Annotated in this window: 15 protein-coding genes; 6 read left to right on the forward strand and 9 right to left on the reverse strand. The window is 61.0% G+C overall.

From position 1 onward, the window contains the following. Nucleotides 1-1,236: cadherin-like domain-containing protein (locus ACTJKL_RS00005; protein ID WP_440851842.1), on the forward strand; the 1,236-nt coding region annotated here is incomplete at its 5' end. Nucleotides 1,237-1,299: 63 nt separating this feature from the next. Here the strand turns inward: ACTJKL_RS00005 and ACTJKL_RS00010 are convergent. Then, nucleotides 1,300-2,133: a response regulator gene (locus ACTJKL_RS00010; RefSeq protein ID WP_440851843.1), complete on the reverse strand. Its 834-nt coding sequence runs from the start codon at nucleotides 2,131-2,133 to the stop codon at nucleotides 1,300-1,302. A gap of 104 nt (nucleotides 2,134-2,237) precedes the next feature. Next, nucleotides 2,238-3,851, reverse strand: a complete 1,614-nt coding sequence (locus ACTJKL_RS00015) for an SMc04171 family calcium-binding repeat protein (RefSeq protein WP_440851844.1) — start codon at nucleotides 3,849-3,851, stop codon at nucleotides 2,238-2,240. A gap of 187 nt (nucleotides 3,852-4,038) precedes the next feature. Here ACTJKL_RS00015 and ACTJKL_RS00020 point away from each other — a divergent pair, with 187 nt between their 5' ends. Continuing rightward, nucleotides 4,039-5,448 (forward strand): adenylate/guanylate cyclase domain-containing protein, encoded by a 1,410-nt coding sequence (locus ACTJKL_RS00020; RefSeq protein WP_440851845.1) that lies wholly within the window; start codon nucleotides 4,039-4,041, stop codon nucleotides 5,446-5,448. A gap of 115 nt (nucleotides 5,449-5,563) precedes the next feature. Then, complete coding sequence (locus ACTJKL_RS00025; RefSeq protein WP_440851846.1) at nucleotides 5,564-6,223, forward strand: dihydrofolate reductase family protein; 660 nt, start codon at nucleotides 5,564-5,566, stop codon at nucleotides 6,221-6,223. 95 nt (nucleotides 6,224-6,318) lie between these two features. Here ACTJKL_RS00025 and ACTJKL_RS00030 read toward each other — a convergent pair whose 3' ends face one another. Further along, a complete protein-coding gene (locus tag ACTJKL_RS00030; protein ID WP_198516835.1) occupies nucleotides 6,319-6,582 on the reverse strand; it encodes a hypothetical protein in 264 nt (87 codons plus the stop codon). A 402-nt stretch (nucleotides 6,583-6,984) separates the two neighbouring features. Here ACTJKL_RS00030 and ACTJKL_RS00035 point away from each other — a divergent pair, with 402 nt between their 5' ends. Continuing rightward, entirely contained in the window at nucleotides 6,985-7,626 is a 642-nt protein-coding gene (locus ACTJKL_RS00035) for a TerC family protein (RefSeq protein ID WP_100673778.1), read from the forward strand. Between the two features lie 166 nt (nucleotides 7,627-7,792). Here ACTJKL_RS00035 and ACTJKL_RS00040 read toward each other — a convergent pair whose 3' ends face one another. From ACTJKL_RS00040 to ACTJKL_RS00055, 4 genes are all read right to left on the reverse strand, one after another. Next, nucleotides 7,793-10,432, reverse strand: a complete 2,640-nt coding sequence (locus ACTJKL_RS00040) for a mechanosensitive ion channel domain-containing protein (protein ID WP_440851847.1) — start codon at nucleotides 10,430-10,432, stop codon at nucleotides 7,793-7,795. Between the two features lie 39 nt (nucleotides 10,433-10,471). Next, complete coding sequence (locus ACTJKL_RS00045) at nucleotides 10,472-10,933, reverse strand: GFA family protein (protein WP_275597743.1); 462 nt, start codon at nucleotides 10,931-10,933, stop codon at nucleotides 10,472-10,474. Nucleotides 10,934-10,974: 41 nt separating this feature from the next. Then, nucleotides 10,975-11,535: a DUF924 family protein gene (locus ACTJKL_RS00050; protein ID WP_100673781.1), complete on the reverse strand. Its 561-nt coding sequence runs from the start codon at nucleotides 11,533-11,535 to the stop codon at nucleotides 10,975-10,977. A gap of 147 nt (nucleotides 11,536-11,682) precedes the next feature. After that, complete coding sequence (locus ACTJKL_RS00055; protein WP_275597742.1) at nucleotides 11,683-13,458, reverse strand: SLC13 family permease; 1,776 nt, start codon at nucleotides 13,456-13,458, stop codon at nucleotides 11,683-11,685. 283 nt (nucleotides 13,459-13,741) lie between these two features. Here ACTJKL_RS00055 and ACTJKL_RS00060 point away from each other — a divergent pair, with 283 nt between their 5' ends. Then, complete coding sequence (locus tag ACTJKL_RS00060) at nucleotides 13,742-14,161, forward strand: hypothetical protein (protein WP_440851848.1); 420 nt, start codon at nucleotides 13,742-13,744, stop codon at nucleotides 14,159-14,161. A 36-nt stretch (nucleotides 14,162-14,197) separates the two neighbouring features. Further along, nucleotides 14,198-14,482, forward strand: coding sequence for a hypothetical protein (locus ACTJKL_RS00065; protein ID WP_026168635.1), 285 nt, complete (start codon nucleotides 14,198-14,200; stop codon nucleotides 14,480-14,482). A 144-nt stretch (nucleotides 14,483-14,626) separates the two neighbouring features. Here ACTJKL_RS00065 and ACTJKL_RS00070 read toward each other — a convergent pair whose 3' ends face one another. After that, complete coding sequence (locus ACTJKL_RS00070) at nucleotides 14,627-14,965, reverse strand: DUF1515 family protein (RefSeq protein WP_338283495.1); 339 nt, start codon at nucleotides 14,963-14,965, stop codon at nucleotides 14,627-14,629. Next, nucleotides 14,958-15,209 carry a hypothetical protein gene (locus ACTJKL_RS00075; protein ID WP_440851849.1) on the reverse strand — a complete coding sequence of 84 codons (252 nt, stop codon included), beginning with the start codon at nucleotides 15,207-15,209 and terminating at the stop codon, nucleotides 14,958-14,960. The genes ACTJKL_RS00070 and ACTJKL_RS00075 overlap by 8 nt, the downstream gene beginning before the upstream one ends. Between the last annotated feature and the right edge of the window lie 39 nt (nucleotides 15,210-15,248).

Consider the following 15,248-nt stretch of genomic DNA (forward strand, 5'->3'; position numbering starts at 1 on the left):
GAGGACAACTCCGCGCCAACCCCTGCGACATTCAATTTCACCGTCAACCCCGTCAACGACGCTCCCATACGCAGCGGCGATCTGAGAGCGGCGGTCGCAGAGGGCGGAACCTATAAGCTCACGACGGCCGATCTCGGCTATTCCGATCCGGACGACACCGCAGCGGGTGTTAGCTTCAACGTCTCGAACGCCGTCAATGGCTCTGTCCTCGTCAACGGGTCAGTGGCCGCCAGCTTTACGGCGGCGCAACTCGCAGCCGGCCTCGTCTCCTTCCGCCACAACGGCTCGGAGACCACCGCCGCCTCCTTCCGGGTCGTCGTCGAAGACGGCAACGAGGACAACTCCGCGCCGACGCCTGCGACATTCAATTTCACCGTCAACCCCGTCAACGACGCTCCTAGCCTTACGCTCACACAGCACCTCACCCGCATTGCCGAAGATGCCTCGACGGGAACGGCCCAGAAGGTTGCTACTCTTGTGATCGCCGACGACACTCAGGGGACCAATCTGCTGACTTTGAGCGGCGCGGATGCGTCGCTGTTCGAAATCCGCGGCAACGTCCTCTGGTTGAAGGCAGGAGCACGGCTCGATTTCGAGACAAACCCATACCTCGACGTGACCATCGGGCTTGACGACCCGTCTGTCGGAACAGGACTAGAAGCAACCAAGACGATCAGGGTGTCCGTCACCGACGCCATTGAGCGGTATATCGGCTCGGCCGGCGCCGACCGCCTCACCGGCACCGCCGCGAACGAGACCTTTGACGTAGGAGCGGGCAACGATGTCATCAATGGCGCAGCCGGCAACGATACGATCATTGGCGGCGCAGGAGCCGATCTGCTGACGGGAGGAGCGGGGAACGATATCTTCGTTTTCAAATCTACCAACGACTCGGCGCCCGGTTTCTCCGGCTATGTGAACAATGTTGCATATGGGTCGGCCTCTGGTGCCGGACATCGCGACACCGTGACAGATTTCGCGAACGGCTTCGATCGACTCGATCTATCGGCCATCGATGCGAACACCGGTGCGGCCGGCAATCAGGCCTTCACGTGGCGAGGCACCGGCGAATTCTCCCGTCACGCGGGCGAGCTCATCTACAAGACGTTCAATCCGGCGGGCACCCTCGACGACAAGACGATCATCTATGGTGATGTCAACGGCGACGGCCGAGCTGATTTTCAGATCGAGCTTTCCGGGTTGAAGAGCCTCGCGACGGGAGATTTTCTGTTGTAACCCAGTCCGGCACGGCAAATTCCGACCTCAATCGGCGCCGGTCGCCCGAATGGCAATCGCCCTTCAGGCCGGAATCTTGGTCCTCGCGTTCAACGTTCTCACCTTGGTGAGGGTATCGAGGTTCTGATTGACGCGGCAGTAGAACTCCTCGTTGACGAAGGGACGGACGATAAAATCGTTGCCGCCGGCTTTGAGGAAACGGGCGGAAAGCAGCCGGTCCGTCGACGACGACACACCGATGATCCTTAGCTGATGCGGGCCGTGGGCGGCGCGGATTCGCCGCGTAAGTTCGAAACCGTCGATATCGGGCATATTGTAGTCGGTTATGACGAGGGCGATGTCCGGATTGCTCTTCAGGATTTCCAGCGCCGCAGAGCCGCTGTCCGCCAAGCTCGTTCTGAAATTGTAGCGCTTCAACTGCGTCGTCAACACGGCCCGCGCCGTCGCACTATCGTCGACGATCAACACGTGATGCTGCTGGTTCGTCAGGAATCGGCAGACGGATTCTGCCAGCATATCGACAGCAAAGACGCTGTCCTTGATGACATAATCGACAATGTCCTTGGCGAGGATCGCCTCGCGCGTGCTCTCCTGAAACGAGCCGGTGAAGACGATCGTCGGTACGCTCATCTCGATCAGGTAGGTGAGCGCTTCGCCGTTCTCGGCGCCTGGAAGGTTGATATTGGAAATCGCGAGAGATGGCGCGAAGGAAGCGTTTTCGACCGCGAACTGCAAGTCCTCGTAGTCGCGACAGACGATCACGTCGATATCGAAAAGCTCCTTCAGCCGCTTCGAGACCATCGAGGCAAAGAGGTTGGAGTCCTCGGCAAGCACGATACGGTGTTCGCCGAGGGATTCGCCGGAAAAGTACATTCCGGAAATGCCGAAGAATGACATTGATCGCCTATGAAAAAGAGTGTCCCCGGAAGGCACCCTAGGAGCATAACGCTTTATCCGGTGTTAATGGGCGCACTCATCCCGATGTCCGGCGAAGGCATCCCTCAAACGAAGACGACATCATCCGCCGAAAGGTCGGCAAGTGCGACCTTGTCCAGCAACAGACCGAATGTATCGGACCCGTTGAAGGCGATGTAGAGCCCGTCTTCGGTCTCGGTCGCGGCGGCAACCAGGTCTGCGAAGCTCTCGATGCGCGTCGTGTCGGGTGCATATCCGGTAAAGCGCAGCAGGTCGCCTCCGTCCGCATCGAAATCCGTGATACGATCCACACCTGCGAACGAAAATGTATCGGACGACCAAAGGAAGGTATCTGCCCCTGCTCCGCCCGTCATGACATCGTCACCCGCGCCCCCCCAAAGCACGTCGCTTCCGGCGCCGCCGTCCAGACGGTCGCTGCCGGCGTTGCCGGCGAGCTGGTCGTTGCCTCCAAGCGTGCGGATGGTATCGTTCCCCGAGCCGCCGGACAGCTCGAACCTCTCGATACCTGTGAAGATCAGCGACGTACCCAGCATGCCGGTCGAAGCGTCGAAATTCGCGTCCGGCAGGGGATCGACGACGCGCAACGTATCGCTGCCGGTCCCGCCATCGATAAAGCCTGATGGCGCAACCACCTGGATAAGGTCGTCGCCGGCGCCGCCGTCGATATATGTCTCTCCGTCGCCGAAACTCGTTCCGCCGTCGTAGATGTCATCGTTCCCATCGCCGCCGACGAGCACGTCGTTTCCGCCGGCACTGATCAGGATGTCATCGCCAGCGCCCCCATAAAGGGCATCGTCGCCGCTTCCGGAGGCGACATAGTCCCTGCCGCTGCTGCCGGCGACATAATTGTCGCCCTCGCCCATATGGGCGCTGAGCGAAGACAGATTTCCGGCAATCAGCGTATCACTGCCGCCGCCGAGATCCACGCTGGCAACCTCGATCCCGCCGATCCGCGTGCCCGTCGAGGCAAACCCCTGTCCGAAATCGACGGTGACGTCGTCGGTTCGCCCTTCATCGAAGATGGATAGTTTATCCCAGCCGCTCCCGCCGTCGATCACCGCGGAGGAAAGCGTGGTGATGATGATGTCGTTGTGGTCGCCGGCAAAGATCCGGTTCGCGCCAACAGGGTCGTTGATGATGTCGCCGCCGCTGCCTGTGTCGATCGTGTCGTCGCCGAACATGCTGGTGCCGTCGTCGCCGTCGATGCCATATGGGCCCACGACGTCGTTCCCGGCGCCGGTCGAGATGATGTCGTCGGTGGCGGCGCCGAAGATCCGGTCGTTGCCGCTGCCTGTCGTCAGCACCAGCCGCTCGATGCGATTGAAGAAGATGTGTTCCCAGTTCGCCGTGTTGTAGCCGATGATGCCGTGACCGTGCTCGCCGCTGAACCGGACGTCCGAGCTGACGCTCGACAGGTCGACCACCAGCGTATCGACGCCGGCACCGCCTGTAACCGCGCCGCCGGTCCCGATCAGGCTGATGAGATCATCTCCCTCGCCGCCGTCGAGTCGGTCATACCCGCTCCTGCTTGTCAGACGGTCGTTTCCCGCCCCGCCGTCGACGAGGTCATCGCCGCCGCCAGCTTCGATCTCATCGGCGCCGGCTAGACCCCAGATGCGATCCTTCTCCCCGGTTCCGGTTAGCGTATCGTCTCCGGCCGTCCCCACGACTGTGGTCATGTCGCTCTTCCCCCATGAATTGCGAAGCAGGCCACTAATATTAAATTTCAAAGTATAAATCGAGACGCAGATGAAAATATTTTTTCGCTCTATAAATATAGATTATATTACTTCAAATATAAAATTACTTTGTACCCAAATCGAAATGCGGACTGACCGCCCGCCGATTTCCGTATAAGATGTGTTCATGAGCGAGGCCCAAACCCTTTTCGATGTGCTGCGCCATTCGGCAAGGACGGAGGTCGCCGATGCATTCGAGCGGCTCGTTCTGGATGCACCCGATCACAAGCTTTGCCGCGTCAATGCGCTCGCATTCGCCGCGCGCGAGGGACTCGACGAGGAAGAGACGATCGCAGGCTTTCTGCATGCCTCGCGCCTAGGAATTTTCGAGCTTTCCTGGAACGTGCTCTGTCCCGGTTGCGGCGGTGTACTCGATGCCAACACGTCCCTTAAGACGGTGCAGAGTACGGAATATACCTGCGCGCTGTGTGCCGCCGGTTACGAGCCGACGCTCGACGAGATGGTCGAAGTCACCTTCACGATCAGTCCGCGCGTGCGCCACATAGGGGCACATACGCCGCATGAATTGCCGCCGGCCGAATATTTCCGCCAGATCTACTGGGGTTCCGGCATCGACCTGCAGGAAGAGGATTACGAAGCAAAGCTCGATGAATTCCTGCTGGAGGCGCTGGAACTGCCGCCTGGCGAGAAAGCCGTGATCTCGCTGCAGCTTCCCGCGGAGTTCGTCATCGTCTTCGAGCCGGTGACCCATGCTGCGCAATTCCTGGATGTGAGCGGCGAACCGACAAGGGAAAGGAGGAATCTCGGGCTCGTCTTCGATCGCTCGCACCGCCATCACGAAACGCTGAGCTTGCCGCCCGGCCCCTTGCGCGTTTCGGTGGAGAACCACGCCGAAGTTCGTACCCTGCCCTCGATCTGCGTGGCAGGCGAAGCGCTGCGTGCCCTGCTCGGCCGCCGTCGGCCGTTTCTCACCGCCAAGCGGCTGCTCTCCAACCAGACATTCCGCGACATCTACCGCACCGACACGCTCGATGTGGACCAACGGCTGAAAATCACCAGCCTTACTTTCCTCTTCACCGACCTGCGCGGCTCGACGGAACTCTACGAGCGCGTTGGCGACCTCGCGGCCTTCGACCTGGTGAAAACGCATTTCAACGTCTTGAACGAAATCGTCGCGGCCGAGACCGGCGCCGTCGTCAAGACGATCGGTGATGCGGTTATGGCAACTTTTCCAGCGCCCGACCGGGCTATCACCGCGGCAATGCGGATGCGCGAGGCAATGCGCAGACTCAACGAAGAGCGCGGCAGCGAGGACCTGCTCCTCAAGATCGGCATCCATGAGGGGCCATGCATCGCGGTCAATCTCAACGACCGGCAGGACTATTTCGGTCAGACCGTCAACATCGCCTCGCGCGTCCAGCATCTCGCCACCTCGCGTGAGATCTTCGCGACCGGCTCCGTCCTCGAGGATCCTCGAGCATCCAGTGTGCTCTCTGATCGGGGCCTAAGCCCGGTGGCGCACAACGTGGCGCTAAGAGGGATCGCCAACGAGATCAGCATTTTCGCGATCCCGTGAGCCGCTCCTGCGCTAAAGTTCTCAAAGAAATTCTTGCAGCTTGTGGCGTTTCTGTCGGTATCGGCCTTCGTCCAGCGTCCTAGCTTCGGTAACACCACGAACGAGGAGAGCCGGAATGAGAAAGTTCATCGTTGGCGCATTCGTAAGCCTTGACGGAATCATGCAGGCGCCGGGCGGACCGCACGAAGACCCGGTCGGCGGCTTCGACCATGGCGGCTGGGCCGCTCCCTATTTCGACGAAACCATGGGACAAGCGGTGGACGAGATGTTTTCCAGGCCGTTCGATCTTCTGCTTGGTCGGAAGACCTACGACATCTTCGCCGCACACTGGCCCTATGCCGGCCCTGACGATCCGATCGGTCCGCTCTTTGACCGGATCACCAAATATGTCGCTACGCGCAACCCCGATCTGAGGCTCGACTGGCAAAATAGCCGTACTCTCGGGTCCGACCCGGTAGCCACGCTCAAGAAACTCAAGAGCGAGGAAGGCCCCGATCTGTTGACCCAGGGTTCGACCGATTTCCTGCAGACCCTGTTCAGCAATGATTTGATAGACGAGATGTACATCTCGTACTTTCCGGTCGTGCTCCGAAAGGGCAAGCGGCTCTTCGGTCACGGCGCCATGCCGATGGCGTTGAAACTCGTCGGTTCAAAAGTCTCGGGGACGGGCGTCACCGTCAACCAATACGTCCGCAGCGGTCCGGTCGTGCCAGGTTCGTTCGAGTTCGACCAGCCGACCGAAGCGGAGCTGGAGCGGCGAAGAAAGCTGAGCTGATCTTCTGCCTATAGTGCCGTCGTTCGTCACTGATGCGGGGCTACGGCCCCGCAATTGTCGTGGAAAGACTCCAACCTCCGGCTCCCGGAGGGGCGTCACTTCACAACGACGGAGCCGTTGACGATTTCGATCGTCTCGTCGCCCTGGAGCCCCACGCGGTCGCCGCTCGGCGCAGTGACGAAGCAGCCGCCGGGGCAGATCACTTCCGTGGCACCTGCATCGATTGCAACTTCGACCCGGCTCTCCCCTTCGACGATCACCAGAACAGCGGCCTCGCCGTCCGTGTTTGTAACAGTTGCGGCATGGGCCACGCCAGCCCACAGCATTGCAGGCACCAGAACAACAGCATACGTCTTCATCACATTCGGCGCACGAGCGCCGCCCCCCGTTTCGGCCGGCCGCCTTCCCGTCGCGAGAAGAAGGCGCCGGCCACCCCTCTAGCCGCGGCCAGCCTACCGCATATTTGCTTGATCGTAACCGAGCAAAGGTCAAAAACATGCGGCAGATCGAAGTGCTGCAGGCCTTTGGGTGTCTGATGAGACGCGCGGCGCGGTAGCGCAGAATTTCTCGAAGCGTAAGGCGTGCAGGAAAAAACGATGCGGCGGCTCGAGCCGCGCCGGAGGCACCGGAAGCTGCTCGACGATCGTATCTCTTTCGAAAGTGCCGATTAGTTGACCCGGCCCACTTGATCCGTCGATTGTTCGCGGTCTATGCGTTTTGCGACGCCGCAGGCGTTTCGGGGACAAGAAGGGTTACCACACATGGAGATTTTCACTTCCGCCGGCCTGACGGCACTGCTGCAGGTCATTGTGATCGACCTGGTGCTTGCCGGCGACAACGCTGTCGTTATCGGCCTTGCAGCAGCCGGCTTGCCGCTGGAGCAGCGCAAGAAGGCTATCCTCGTCGGCATTCTCGCCGCCACCGTGCTTCGCATCGTGCTCGCCATCTTTACGGTCCAACTGCTGGCGATCATCGGGCTCCTGCTCGCCGGCGGGCTTCTCCTGCTTTGGGTCTGCTGGAAGATGTGGCGCGAGATTCGCACTGGCGGTCACGAAGGCGTTGACGGGCTCGAAAATGCGGACGCCTCGGCCCCAAAGAAGACTTTCAAACAAGCGGCAACACAGATCGTGATAGCGGACGTGTCCATGTCGCTCGACAACGTCCTCGCCGTCGCCGGCGCCGCCCGAGAGCATCCGACCGTGCTCGTCTTCGGTCTGGCGCTCTCGATCGCGATGATGGGCATCGCCGCCAGCTTTATTGCCCGCCTGCTCAGCCGCTATCACTGGATCGCTTACATCGGCCTGGCGATCATCTTGTACGTCGCACTCGACATGATCTATCGCGGCACAATGGAGGTGTGGCCACACGTTGTGCCGGTGGCTCAGGCGCTGGCTGGGCTGTAAAGCGCTCCGGGAAACCTGCGTAACGGTTTTCCGTGCGGAAGTGCGTCATTTCAACCTGCGGCCGGGGCTCGGCCAAATAGAGAAGAAGGAGCGGCATTTCCGCTCCTTCTTCGCTTTTCCGACCTTCGCCAAGGCACCAGCGCGTCAGGCGTTGTTTTCAGCCGGCTTAGGCCTTCTCTTTTTCGATGACAGACGGTTCGGCGCCGGCGCTTCCGGCTTCTTCCTCAGGCGTTACATCTTCGACCTTCATCGGGAACGGCGCGCCGATCCCCTCGTCACGAAAGCGCTCGTAGATCGAGACGCGAAGGTCGTTGCGAACGCCGCCGGCCGTCAGCACGTCAGCGACATAGATCCGCAATTCGAACGTCATTCGCTCGTCTTGGAAGGCCGTAAAGCCGACATTCGGAGCCGGATTCTTGAGGATCATCGGATGGGCTGCGGCGATTTCGTAGAGCAGCTCGATAACCCGGCGCGGATCGCTGGCATAGGTCACGGTCACGGCGATTTCCGACCGGCCGAGCTTGTTGCGGTGCGTCCAGTTTCCGACCGACGCGTTGATGAGCAGGGAATTCGGCATCATGATCGATTGATGCTGAAAGGTCTCGATCTCGGTCGCGCGGACGGAGATGCGCCGCACGAAGCCTTCGGTCGTACCACTGACGATCCAGTCGCCCACCTTGAAGGGACGCTCCACCAGCAGGATCAGCCCCGAAACGAAGTTGGAGACGATGTTCTGCAGGCCGAAACCGACGCCGAGGGAGAGAGCGCCGGCGACGAGGGCGAGGCTCGAAAGATCGATGCCGGCGGCAGACAAGCCGATAAGGCCGGCTATGCCCACACCCATATAGCCGATACCGGTTCGTATGGAGTTGCGCACGCCGGCGTCGACACGACTGCGCGCCATGACGTTGCCGTCGATCCAGCGCTGCACCCAACGCGTGACGAGATAGCCGAGGGCAAAGAGCAGTACTCCCGCGAGAATGCCCACCACCGAAATCGTGATCGTACCGATCCTGATTTCGGTCAGCACCTGATAGGCCCAGGACTCGATATCCGCAGTCTTGAAGCCCCACTGCATCAATATCAGCGGGATGAAAAAGGAGAGAACGAGCACATAGATGCCGAGACCGGCAAAAAGGCCGAATTGGTCGAGCGCAACCGGCTCCAGATGGAAGCGGCGCTCCAGATAACGCCCCGCTACCGTTTCGGCAAACGCGCCCTGCTTGGAGACAGACTTGCCCGTAAGGAGGCCGATATAGACCGTCACAAGGATCGCGCTCGTTACCGTGATCTGGGTAGCGATGAAACGCGCCAGGCCGACATAGCCCGACAATGCAGTCGCGATAAGCGCCGCCCCCAGCAGGAGGAAGGAGAGCGAGATTACGCGCGGCCAGGCATGTCCCGGTGCATCGTAAGGCTCATCGGCCCTCAGCACAGGCCGGATCCACGCCATCGACATCAGAATGAGACCGATGATGATGGATGCCACGAAGCTCTTGGCAATCGTCAACACCACCGGGGAACCGAGAGACTCGCTGATGCTGCCGAGCAGATAGTCGAGCCCGTTGACGAGCGCCATCGCGAAGATCGGCACCATCAGCATTTTGGCACCGCGATCCGAAACACGCACGAGTCGCCAGCTCGACCGGTGCGGCGATAGCACCGCGCCTGCCAGCCTGGCTATGAAGAACAGCACGACGCCCATGGCGAGCGTGATCGCAACGATGGGGGCGATATCCGGCCGCAAGACGTTGAAACTACTTAGGAAGAAGTAGCTCGACATAGCGAAGGCTGTGAGCGCCAGAGTCGGGATGAGCGTCGACCAGAACGCAAGCGAAAGCTGCCGGAAATAGGTGGGCTCGTCGTCTTCCTCGTCGCGCATGAGGACCGGCGAAAAAAGCCTGTAACCGCCGACCAGGAAGAGCAGCGCGGCGCAGAGCGAAAGGAAGATCGCGCTCAGCAGCGGCACGCGCTTGTAATTCCAGGCGAATGTCAGCCAACCGCCGATGCTGCGCGACAGTGCCATCGCCTCGTGCATCGTTGCGGTGATTGCCTCGCTCAGCATCGCCGCCGAGACATCCGTATGTCTCAGCAGAGTGTTGGAGAAGATTGCCCGGCGCGTCGCGGTGATCCGGTTGGCAAGTTTCCTCGCCTCGATCGATAGGTTCTCCGCCTTGCCCGTCAGAGCATTGATCGCCCCGCGCTCCGCCAGGAGCCGTTTGCGCTCATCGGTGATGACCGCGTCTTCGGGCGGCTGTCCCTCACCGGGAGGATCGCCGAGTTCCGTGAGCCTCGCCTTGATTTCGTCGAGCCTCGGACGAGTGGGGACGGAGGCCGCGATGATCTGCTTCGAAAGCTCGTCGACCTGCACCCTGAGTTCGGCGAGCATGGCGTCGTCGTCCTCGACGGCATTGGTACGCTCGATGAGACGCTTCAGCTCCCGGTCGGCCTGGGCAAGCTGACCCTCCGCCTGCTGCAGTACCGGCGATGCGGCATCCGGCGCCTGACCGGCCCCCGTTTGCTCCGCCCGCTGTCCCGGTTCGGCCTGCGGCGCAGGCTGGCCGGCTTGGGCAGGCTGGGCCGGTGCGGCCGGCCGCGTTTGCTCGACGCTCGGCGCGGGCTCCTGCGCAACTGCGTATCCGCCGGCAGCAAGCGTCAGCGCACCGAAAGACAGGGCAATCGAAAGCGCCCTTAGTTTATCCAGGAGATGCAATTTCCTACCCTTCGATAATCCCTGCGCCGCGCAGAACCCCTCCAGGCTTCGCCGATGACCGGTCTGCACATGCATAACGGCGAAAAGATGCAAACCCTTTGAGGTCTAGGCTGATCTGAACAGTCTCGCGGTTCAATCCCCTTCGGAATGCGCGGCGTAGTCTGCCAGCAACTGTTCGTAATCCTCCAGCGGTGGCAACGCCGCATAGCTATGAACGGCGGATGTGCTCACCCACGGCAGCTTTTCACTGGTCCAGGTTTCGATGAAAGGCCTGCACCAGCTGGGATCGTCGAGCATGGTCGCGCGGAGATTGACGAACCAGTCCATGCCTTCCGGGCGCGTGAACATCCAGCTCATGCAATGAGGACAGAAATAGTGGCGCGTTGCGCCATGAAGGCCGCCGATGACAGGCTCGCCGCGTGTGACCTCGAAGCCTTCGCTCGGAATGGCGACACTCAACGAGAACGCACTCCCGGTCATTCGCTGGCAGCCGGTACAATGGCATGCCATCGTGAGAAGCGGTTGCGCGCTCACCTTGATGCGGACCTCTCCGCAACGGCATCCCCCTTGCCAGGGCAGTTCTCCGGCACTCATGGTTTCCTCCTGATCTCAGCGTTTTCCGCCATGGTTCATGTCTAGAACCCGGCGCCCGGCTGCGCGAGGTACTCTTCCTCGGCCGGTGACGAAGTGCGGGCCAAAATGCCATTGCGATGCGGGAAGCGGCCGAACCGCTCGATCACGTCCCGATGCCGGATCGCATAGTCGAGGTAGCCGGCGTCTCCTAGTTCCGTGAACAGCTTGACCGACATGGTCTGGTCGGTCAGGTTTTCGGAGTGTTCGAAGGGCATATAGAAAAACGCGCGCCATTCCGTCGGCACTGCCATGTCGGCGCTCGCGCCGATGGCGAGCTTCGCCTCGCGCAATGCCAGACAATCGGTGGCAAAGGCCAAGGGCGACCCGCGATACATGTTGCGCGGCATCTGATCGAAAAGAATGACCGCCGCCAGCCAGTTCTGCGGGGTCTCGCGCCAGACATTGTCGAGGTTTCTGGACAGGGCCAGGTGCGACGCCTGAAATCGCCGCGCGCACTGCTCATCGAGTCCGGGATCCGGCGTGAACCAGTGGTCATAGGAAAGTTCCGTGAACCAGAATTTCAGCACCTCTTCCGGCGTGCAGATCTCGATATCGCCAGTCATGACGCCCACATGCCTCCCTGCTGCCAGAGCAATTCCACAAAAGATACGCTTCCGCCGCAAGATAGGCGGCGATCAGGCCGTTTCCACCGAATGCCTGCGATTTAGCAGGCGATCCGTATTCGCGCGGTTCCATTTGTCCCCGGCATTCTAACGCAGCGGCCAGACCCACATCAGCATCGGCACCGCGACGATCACGATGACGATGGAAAGCGGCAGCCCCAGTCGCGGGTAGTCGCTGAACCGGTAACCCCCGGGTCCCATTACCAGCGTGTTGCATTGGTGGCCGATCGGCGTGAGGAAGTCAGAGCCGGCACCGATCGCTACCGCCATCAGGAACGCGTCTGGCCTGTATTCGAGCGCCGTTGCAAAACTGGCGGCAATCGGCGCCATGACGAGGACCGTGGCGGCATTGTTCAGGAAGGGTGTCACCGCCATGGCCGCAACGACCATGATGGCAAGCGCCCCCGCAGGCGGTAGATTCACCGCCATCCCGCTCAGCCAGCCCGCGATCAGGTCCGAACCGCCCGTCGTGCGTAAAGTGTCGCTGACGGGAATCAGCGCGGCAAGCATGACCAGAATCGGTCCGTCCACGGCGCGGTAAACGTCACGCAGAGGGATGACGCGAAACACCACCATGGCAAGCGCCGCGGCAAAAAAGGCGATTTGCACAGGCACGACCCCAACCGCGGTCGCCCCCATCGCGGTCGCCAGAACAAGCAGCGGGACGGTGGCACGGCGAATGGTGCCGAGCAGAATTTCCCGTTGTGCGAGCGGCAGGCAGCCGAAGTCCTGCAGGAAAGACGGCAAGTCCCTTCGGGTACCCTGCAGCACGACGATGTCGCCGGCCCGCAGCCTGATGCTGCCAAGCCTCTGTTTCAGTCGTTCGCCTTGGCGGCTGACGGCCAGCAGGTTGATGTTGTGATTGTTGAAGAGCGCCAGGCGCTGAGCCGACATGCCGATGAGCGGTGAGCCGGTGGCGATTACCGCCTCGATGGCTTCGGTCTCGGCTTTCTCCTTGTCGTTCGGCATCGGCGCACGATCGCCGGAGATCTTGAGCTTTGCCTGGGAGACGATGCGGTCGAGCGCAGCGGGACCGCCTTCGAGCAGAAGGATATCGTCCAGTTCGACGACGACATCGGGCAGCGGCGCCAGATGCGTGCCGCGACGGAAGACGGCGATCACCACGGCTCCGCCATCGCCGATCTTGACCAGATTACTGAGCGGCTTGCCGATCACCGGCGATCCGGCGGGCACCATCGCCTCGGACGTGTAGTCGGTGATCTCGATCGCCTGATGCATGCCGACCTGCTGACTTTTCCGCTCCGGCACCAGGCGATAGCCGAACAGCAGAAACACCGCGCCGACCAGTGCCAGCGAAGCGCCGACGGGCGTGAAGTCGAACATGGTGAAACTCTCGCCCGTCAGATCCGCACGCACCCGGGACACGACCACGTTGGGCGAGGTGCCGACCTGCGTCATCAGGCCACCGATCAGCGAGCCGAAAGCCATAGGCATCAGGAAGACGGACGGTTGCACATTCGAGCGACGCGCGAACTGGAACGCTACCGGAATCATGATCGCAAGCGCGCCGATGTTCTTGATGAAGGCGGAAAGGACCGTGACCGTGACGACGAGAAGAGCGAGCTGTGCCCTTACCGATTGCAGGTCCGGAAGAAATCGCTGGATGGCCGCATCGACCACACCCGAACGCGCAACGCCCGCGCTGACGATCAGTGCGCTGCCGACGATGATGACGATGTCGTCGCTGAAGCCGTCAAAAGCGTTATCGAACGGAACGATGCCGACGGCTACCGAAAGCATCAACGCAGAGCAGGCGATGATGTCGTAGCGAAAGCGACCCCAAATGAAGAAGATCATCATGGCGCCGAGCACGAGAAACGAAAGGGTCTGTTCGGCGGTCATGGGCAGTACCTGAGCAGCGACTCGTCGGAAACCGGGGTTCTGTTTGCAAGCCCATTTACCGACACCGGATCAAACGCGCGATACCACCCGAAGGTTCGGGCGGCATTGCGCGAGCATCGGCGGGCTTCGGCCATTACATCGTTCAAAGATTTCTGCCTATGCAATCGAAATATCGCGAAATCCCCACGAAACGCGGGTGGTTGCCGCGACACGCCGAACTTCCTGCTTTCTTTGCACGTTGTCGAATAAGGAATAAGGTGGTGCAACTCATGTGAGACGAAGCATGTACATGAACCGTCACGCGATGCAATCCGCCGCAGCCTACCGCATCTTCCCCGAAATCGAAACGAAGGCGGAGAACCGTGTGACGATGCAGGCCGCTGCAGGACATCCCCACACGTCCATCGGGAGGCGCGGTGCCCTGAGCACAGCTCTCTTCACCCTCTGCGCCGCGGTCACGCTCAGCGCCTGTACATCGACGCAAACGGTTGGCTACGGCCCCAGACTGGAACCCATTCCCGGCAGCATCACCTATGGCGGTCAGCCGCGAACGAAGCTGACGAAGGCGCCGATCGGCAGCATGGTGCCGCACCAGTTCTTCGACACCTATGGTCACCGGGTCTACGAGACCTATGTCATTAATCCGGACCGCTCGTTGCGACTGACCAGCCGCCGCATAGATTACGACATCTTCAGCGACTGAACGCCGGCGAGAATCATGCAAGTGGCGAGGATCGTCATGAAATATGTTCTTCCTATCCTGTGCATGCTCACACTTCTGACCGGCTGCGAGGCGACCTCGATGGGCTATTCGCCCTATTTGGAGCCGATTCCCGGCAGCATCACCTATGGTGGCCAGCCGCGCACCAGGCTTACCAAGGCACCGGTCGGCAGCATTGTGCCGCATCAGTTCATCGATCGATTCGGCCGCCGGGTCTACGAAAGCTATGTCATAGAGCCGGACCGATCGTTGCGGTTGGTAAGCCGCCGCTATCGCGACCTTCCCCTCTTCGACGACGACTGAATTGGGCCGCGTTCCTGCGCTGGAGCACCCTGGAGCCTCTTCGAGGAAAGTGACGCCGGTCGGGCCAACGGATTGCGGTAAAAAAGGAACCTCTTGCAACGGCGTCTTCAGCGCCGCTGCAACGTAATTACTGCGAAAATTTCTCTACCCTGCCTTCGTGAGCATCAGCACGCGTCTTGCCACATCGGCAAAGGTCACGCCGAGCGCCGCCCCACCGATGCCGATAACGCCGAGAGCGCCCATCCCCATCAGCTTCCATTTGCGCACGTCCTCGGTCACCGGTTTCATCGCGGCAATATCGTCCTTGACGAGCATCATCGAGCCCTCGAGGGTCCGCATGCGCTCGACCAACTCGTCCATCCGGCGCGTCATGGATACGCGGCCGGCATCCGATCTGTCCTCCGATCGGCGCAGGTCCTCCCGCAGGTTCTTCACCTCGGCGACCAAGGTTCCGAGCTGTTGGTGAACGCCGGCGTCAATCATCTCCGCCCTCCCCGTGTCTCGCACACTCCGCCCTTGTCCAGACGGATGCCGCGCAGAGGCCGACCACCGTGCGGTCGATCTTGCGCTGGTCGATCTGCGTCGCGCCGCGGGCGCCGGCAAGTTCAGTTCCCACGATGCTGCGAAGGCCGCTCACATCGGCCGGTCCCGAAGTTCCACAGCCCGCCAGAAGAAGAACAGACGTCATAGTCAAAGCGCTTCGCGTCAGCGCTCTTTGCTGCTTCATTGTTCTGCCTTTCGATTGAATTGCGGACCGCGTGCGCGG

The sequence above is a fragment of the Sinorhizobium sp. 22678 genome (assembly GCF_052044265.1).
GTDB classification, from domain to species: domain Bacteria; phylum Pseudomonadota; class Alphaproteobacteria; order Rhizobiales; family Rhizobiaceae; genus Sinorhizobium; species Sinorhizobium meliloti_A.

Bases quoted from the DNA above. Each gene is read 5' to 3' on its own strand.
- ACTJKL_RS00010 (WP_440851843.1), bottom strand. From the start codon at position 2,133: ATGTCATTCTTCGGCATTTCCGGAATGTACTTTTCCGGCGAATCCCTC.
- ACTJKL_RS00015 (WP_440851844.1), bottom strand. From the start codon at position 3,851: ATGACCACAGTCGTGGGGACGGCCGGAGACGATACGCTAACCGGAACC.
- ACTJKL_RS00020 (WP_440851845.1), top strand. From the start codon at position 4,039: ATGAGCGAGGCCCAAACCCTTTTCGATGTGCTGCGCCATTCGGCAAGG.
- ACTJKL_RS00025 (WP_440851846.1), top strand. From the start codon at position 5,564: ATGAGAAAGTTCATCGTTGGCGCATTCGTAAGCCTTGACGGAATCATG.
- ACTJKL_RS00030 (WP_198516835.1), bottom strand. From the start codon at position 6,582: ATGAAGACGTATGCTGTTGTTCTGGTGCCTGCAATGCTGTGGGCTGGC.
- ACTJKL_RS00035 (WP_100673778.1), top strand. From the start codon at position 6,985: ATGGAGATTTTCACTTCCGCCGGCCTGACGGCACTGCTGCAGGTCATT.
- ACTJKL_RS00045 (WP_275597743.1), bottom strand. From the start codon at position 10,933: ATGAGTGCCGGAGAACTGCCCTGGCAAGGGGGATGCCGTTGCGGAGAG.
- ACTJKL_RS00050 (WP_100673781.1), bottom strand. From the start codon at position 11,535: ATGACTGGCGATATCGAGATCTGCACGCCGGAAGAGGTGCTGAAATTC.
- ACTJKL_RS00055 (WP_275597742.1), bottom strand. From the start codon at position 13,458: ATGACCGCCGAACAGACCCTTTCGTTTCTCGTGCTCGGCGCCATGATG.
- ACTJKL_RS00060 (WP_440851848.1), top strand. From the start codon at position 13,742: ATGTACATGAACCGTCACGCGATGCAATCCGCCGCAGCCTACCGCATC.
- ACTJKL_RS00065 (WP_026168635.1), top strand. From the start codon at position 14,198: ATGAAATATGTTCTTCCTATCCTGTGCATGCTCACACTTCTGACCGGC.
- ACTJKL_RS00070 (WP_338283495.1), bottom strand. From the start codon at position 14,965: ATGATTGACGCCGGCGTTCACCAACAGCTCGGAACCTTGGTCGCCGAG.
- ACTJKL_RS00075 (WP_440851849.1), bottom strand. From the start codon at position 15,209: ATGAAGCAGCAAAGAGCGCTGACGCGAAGCGCTTTGACTATGACGTCT.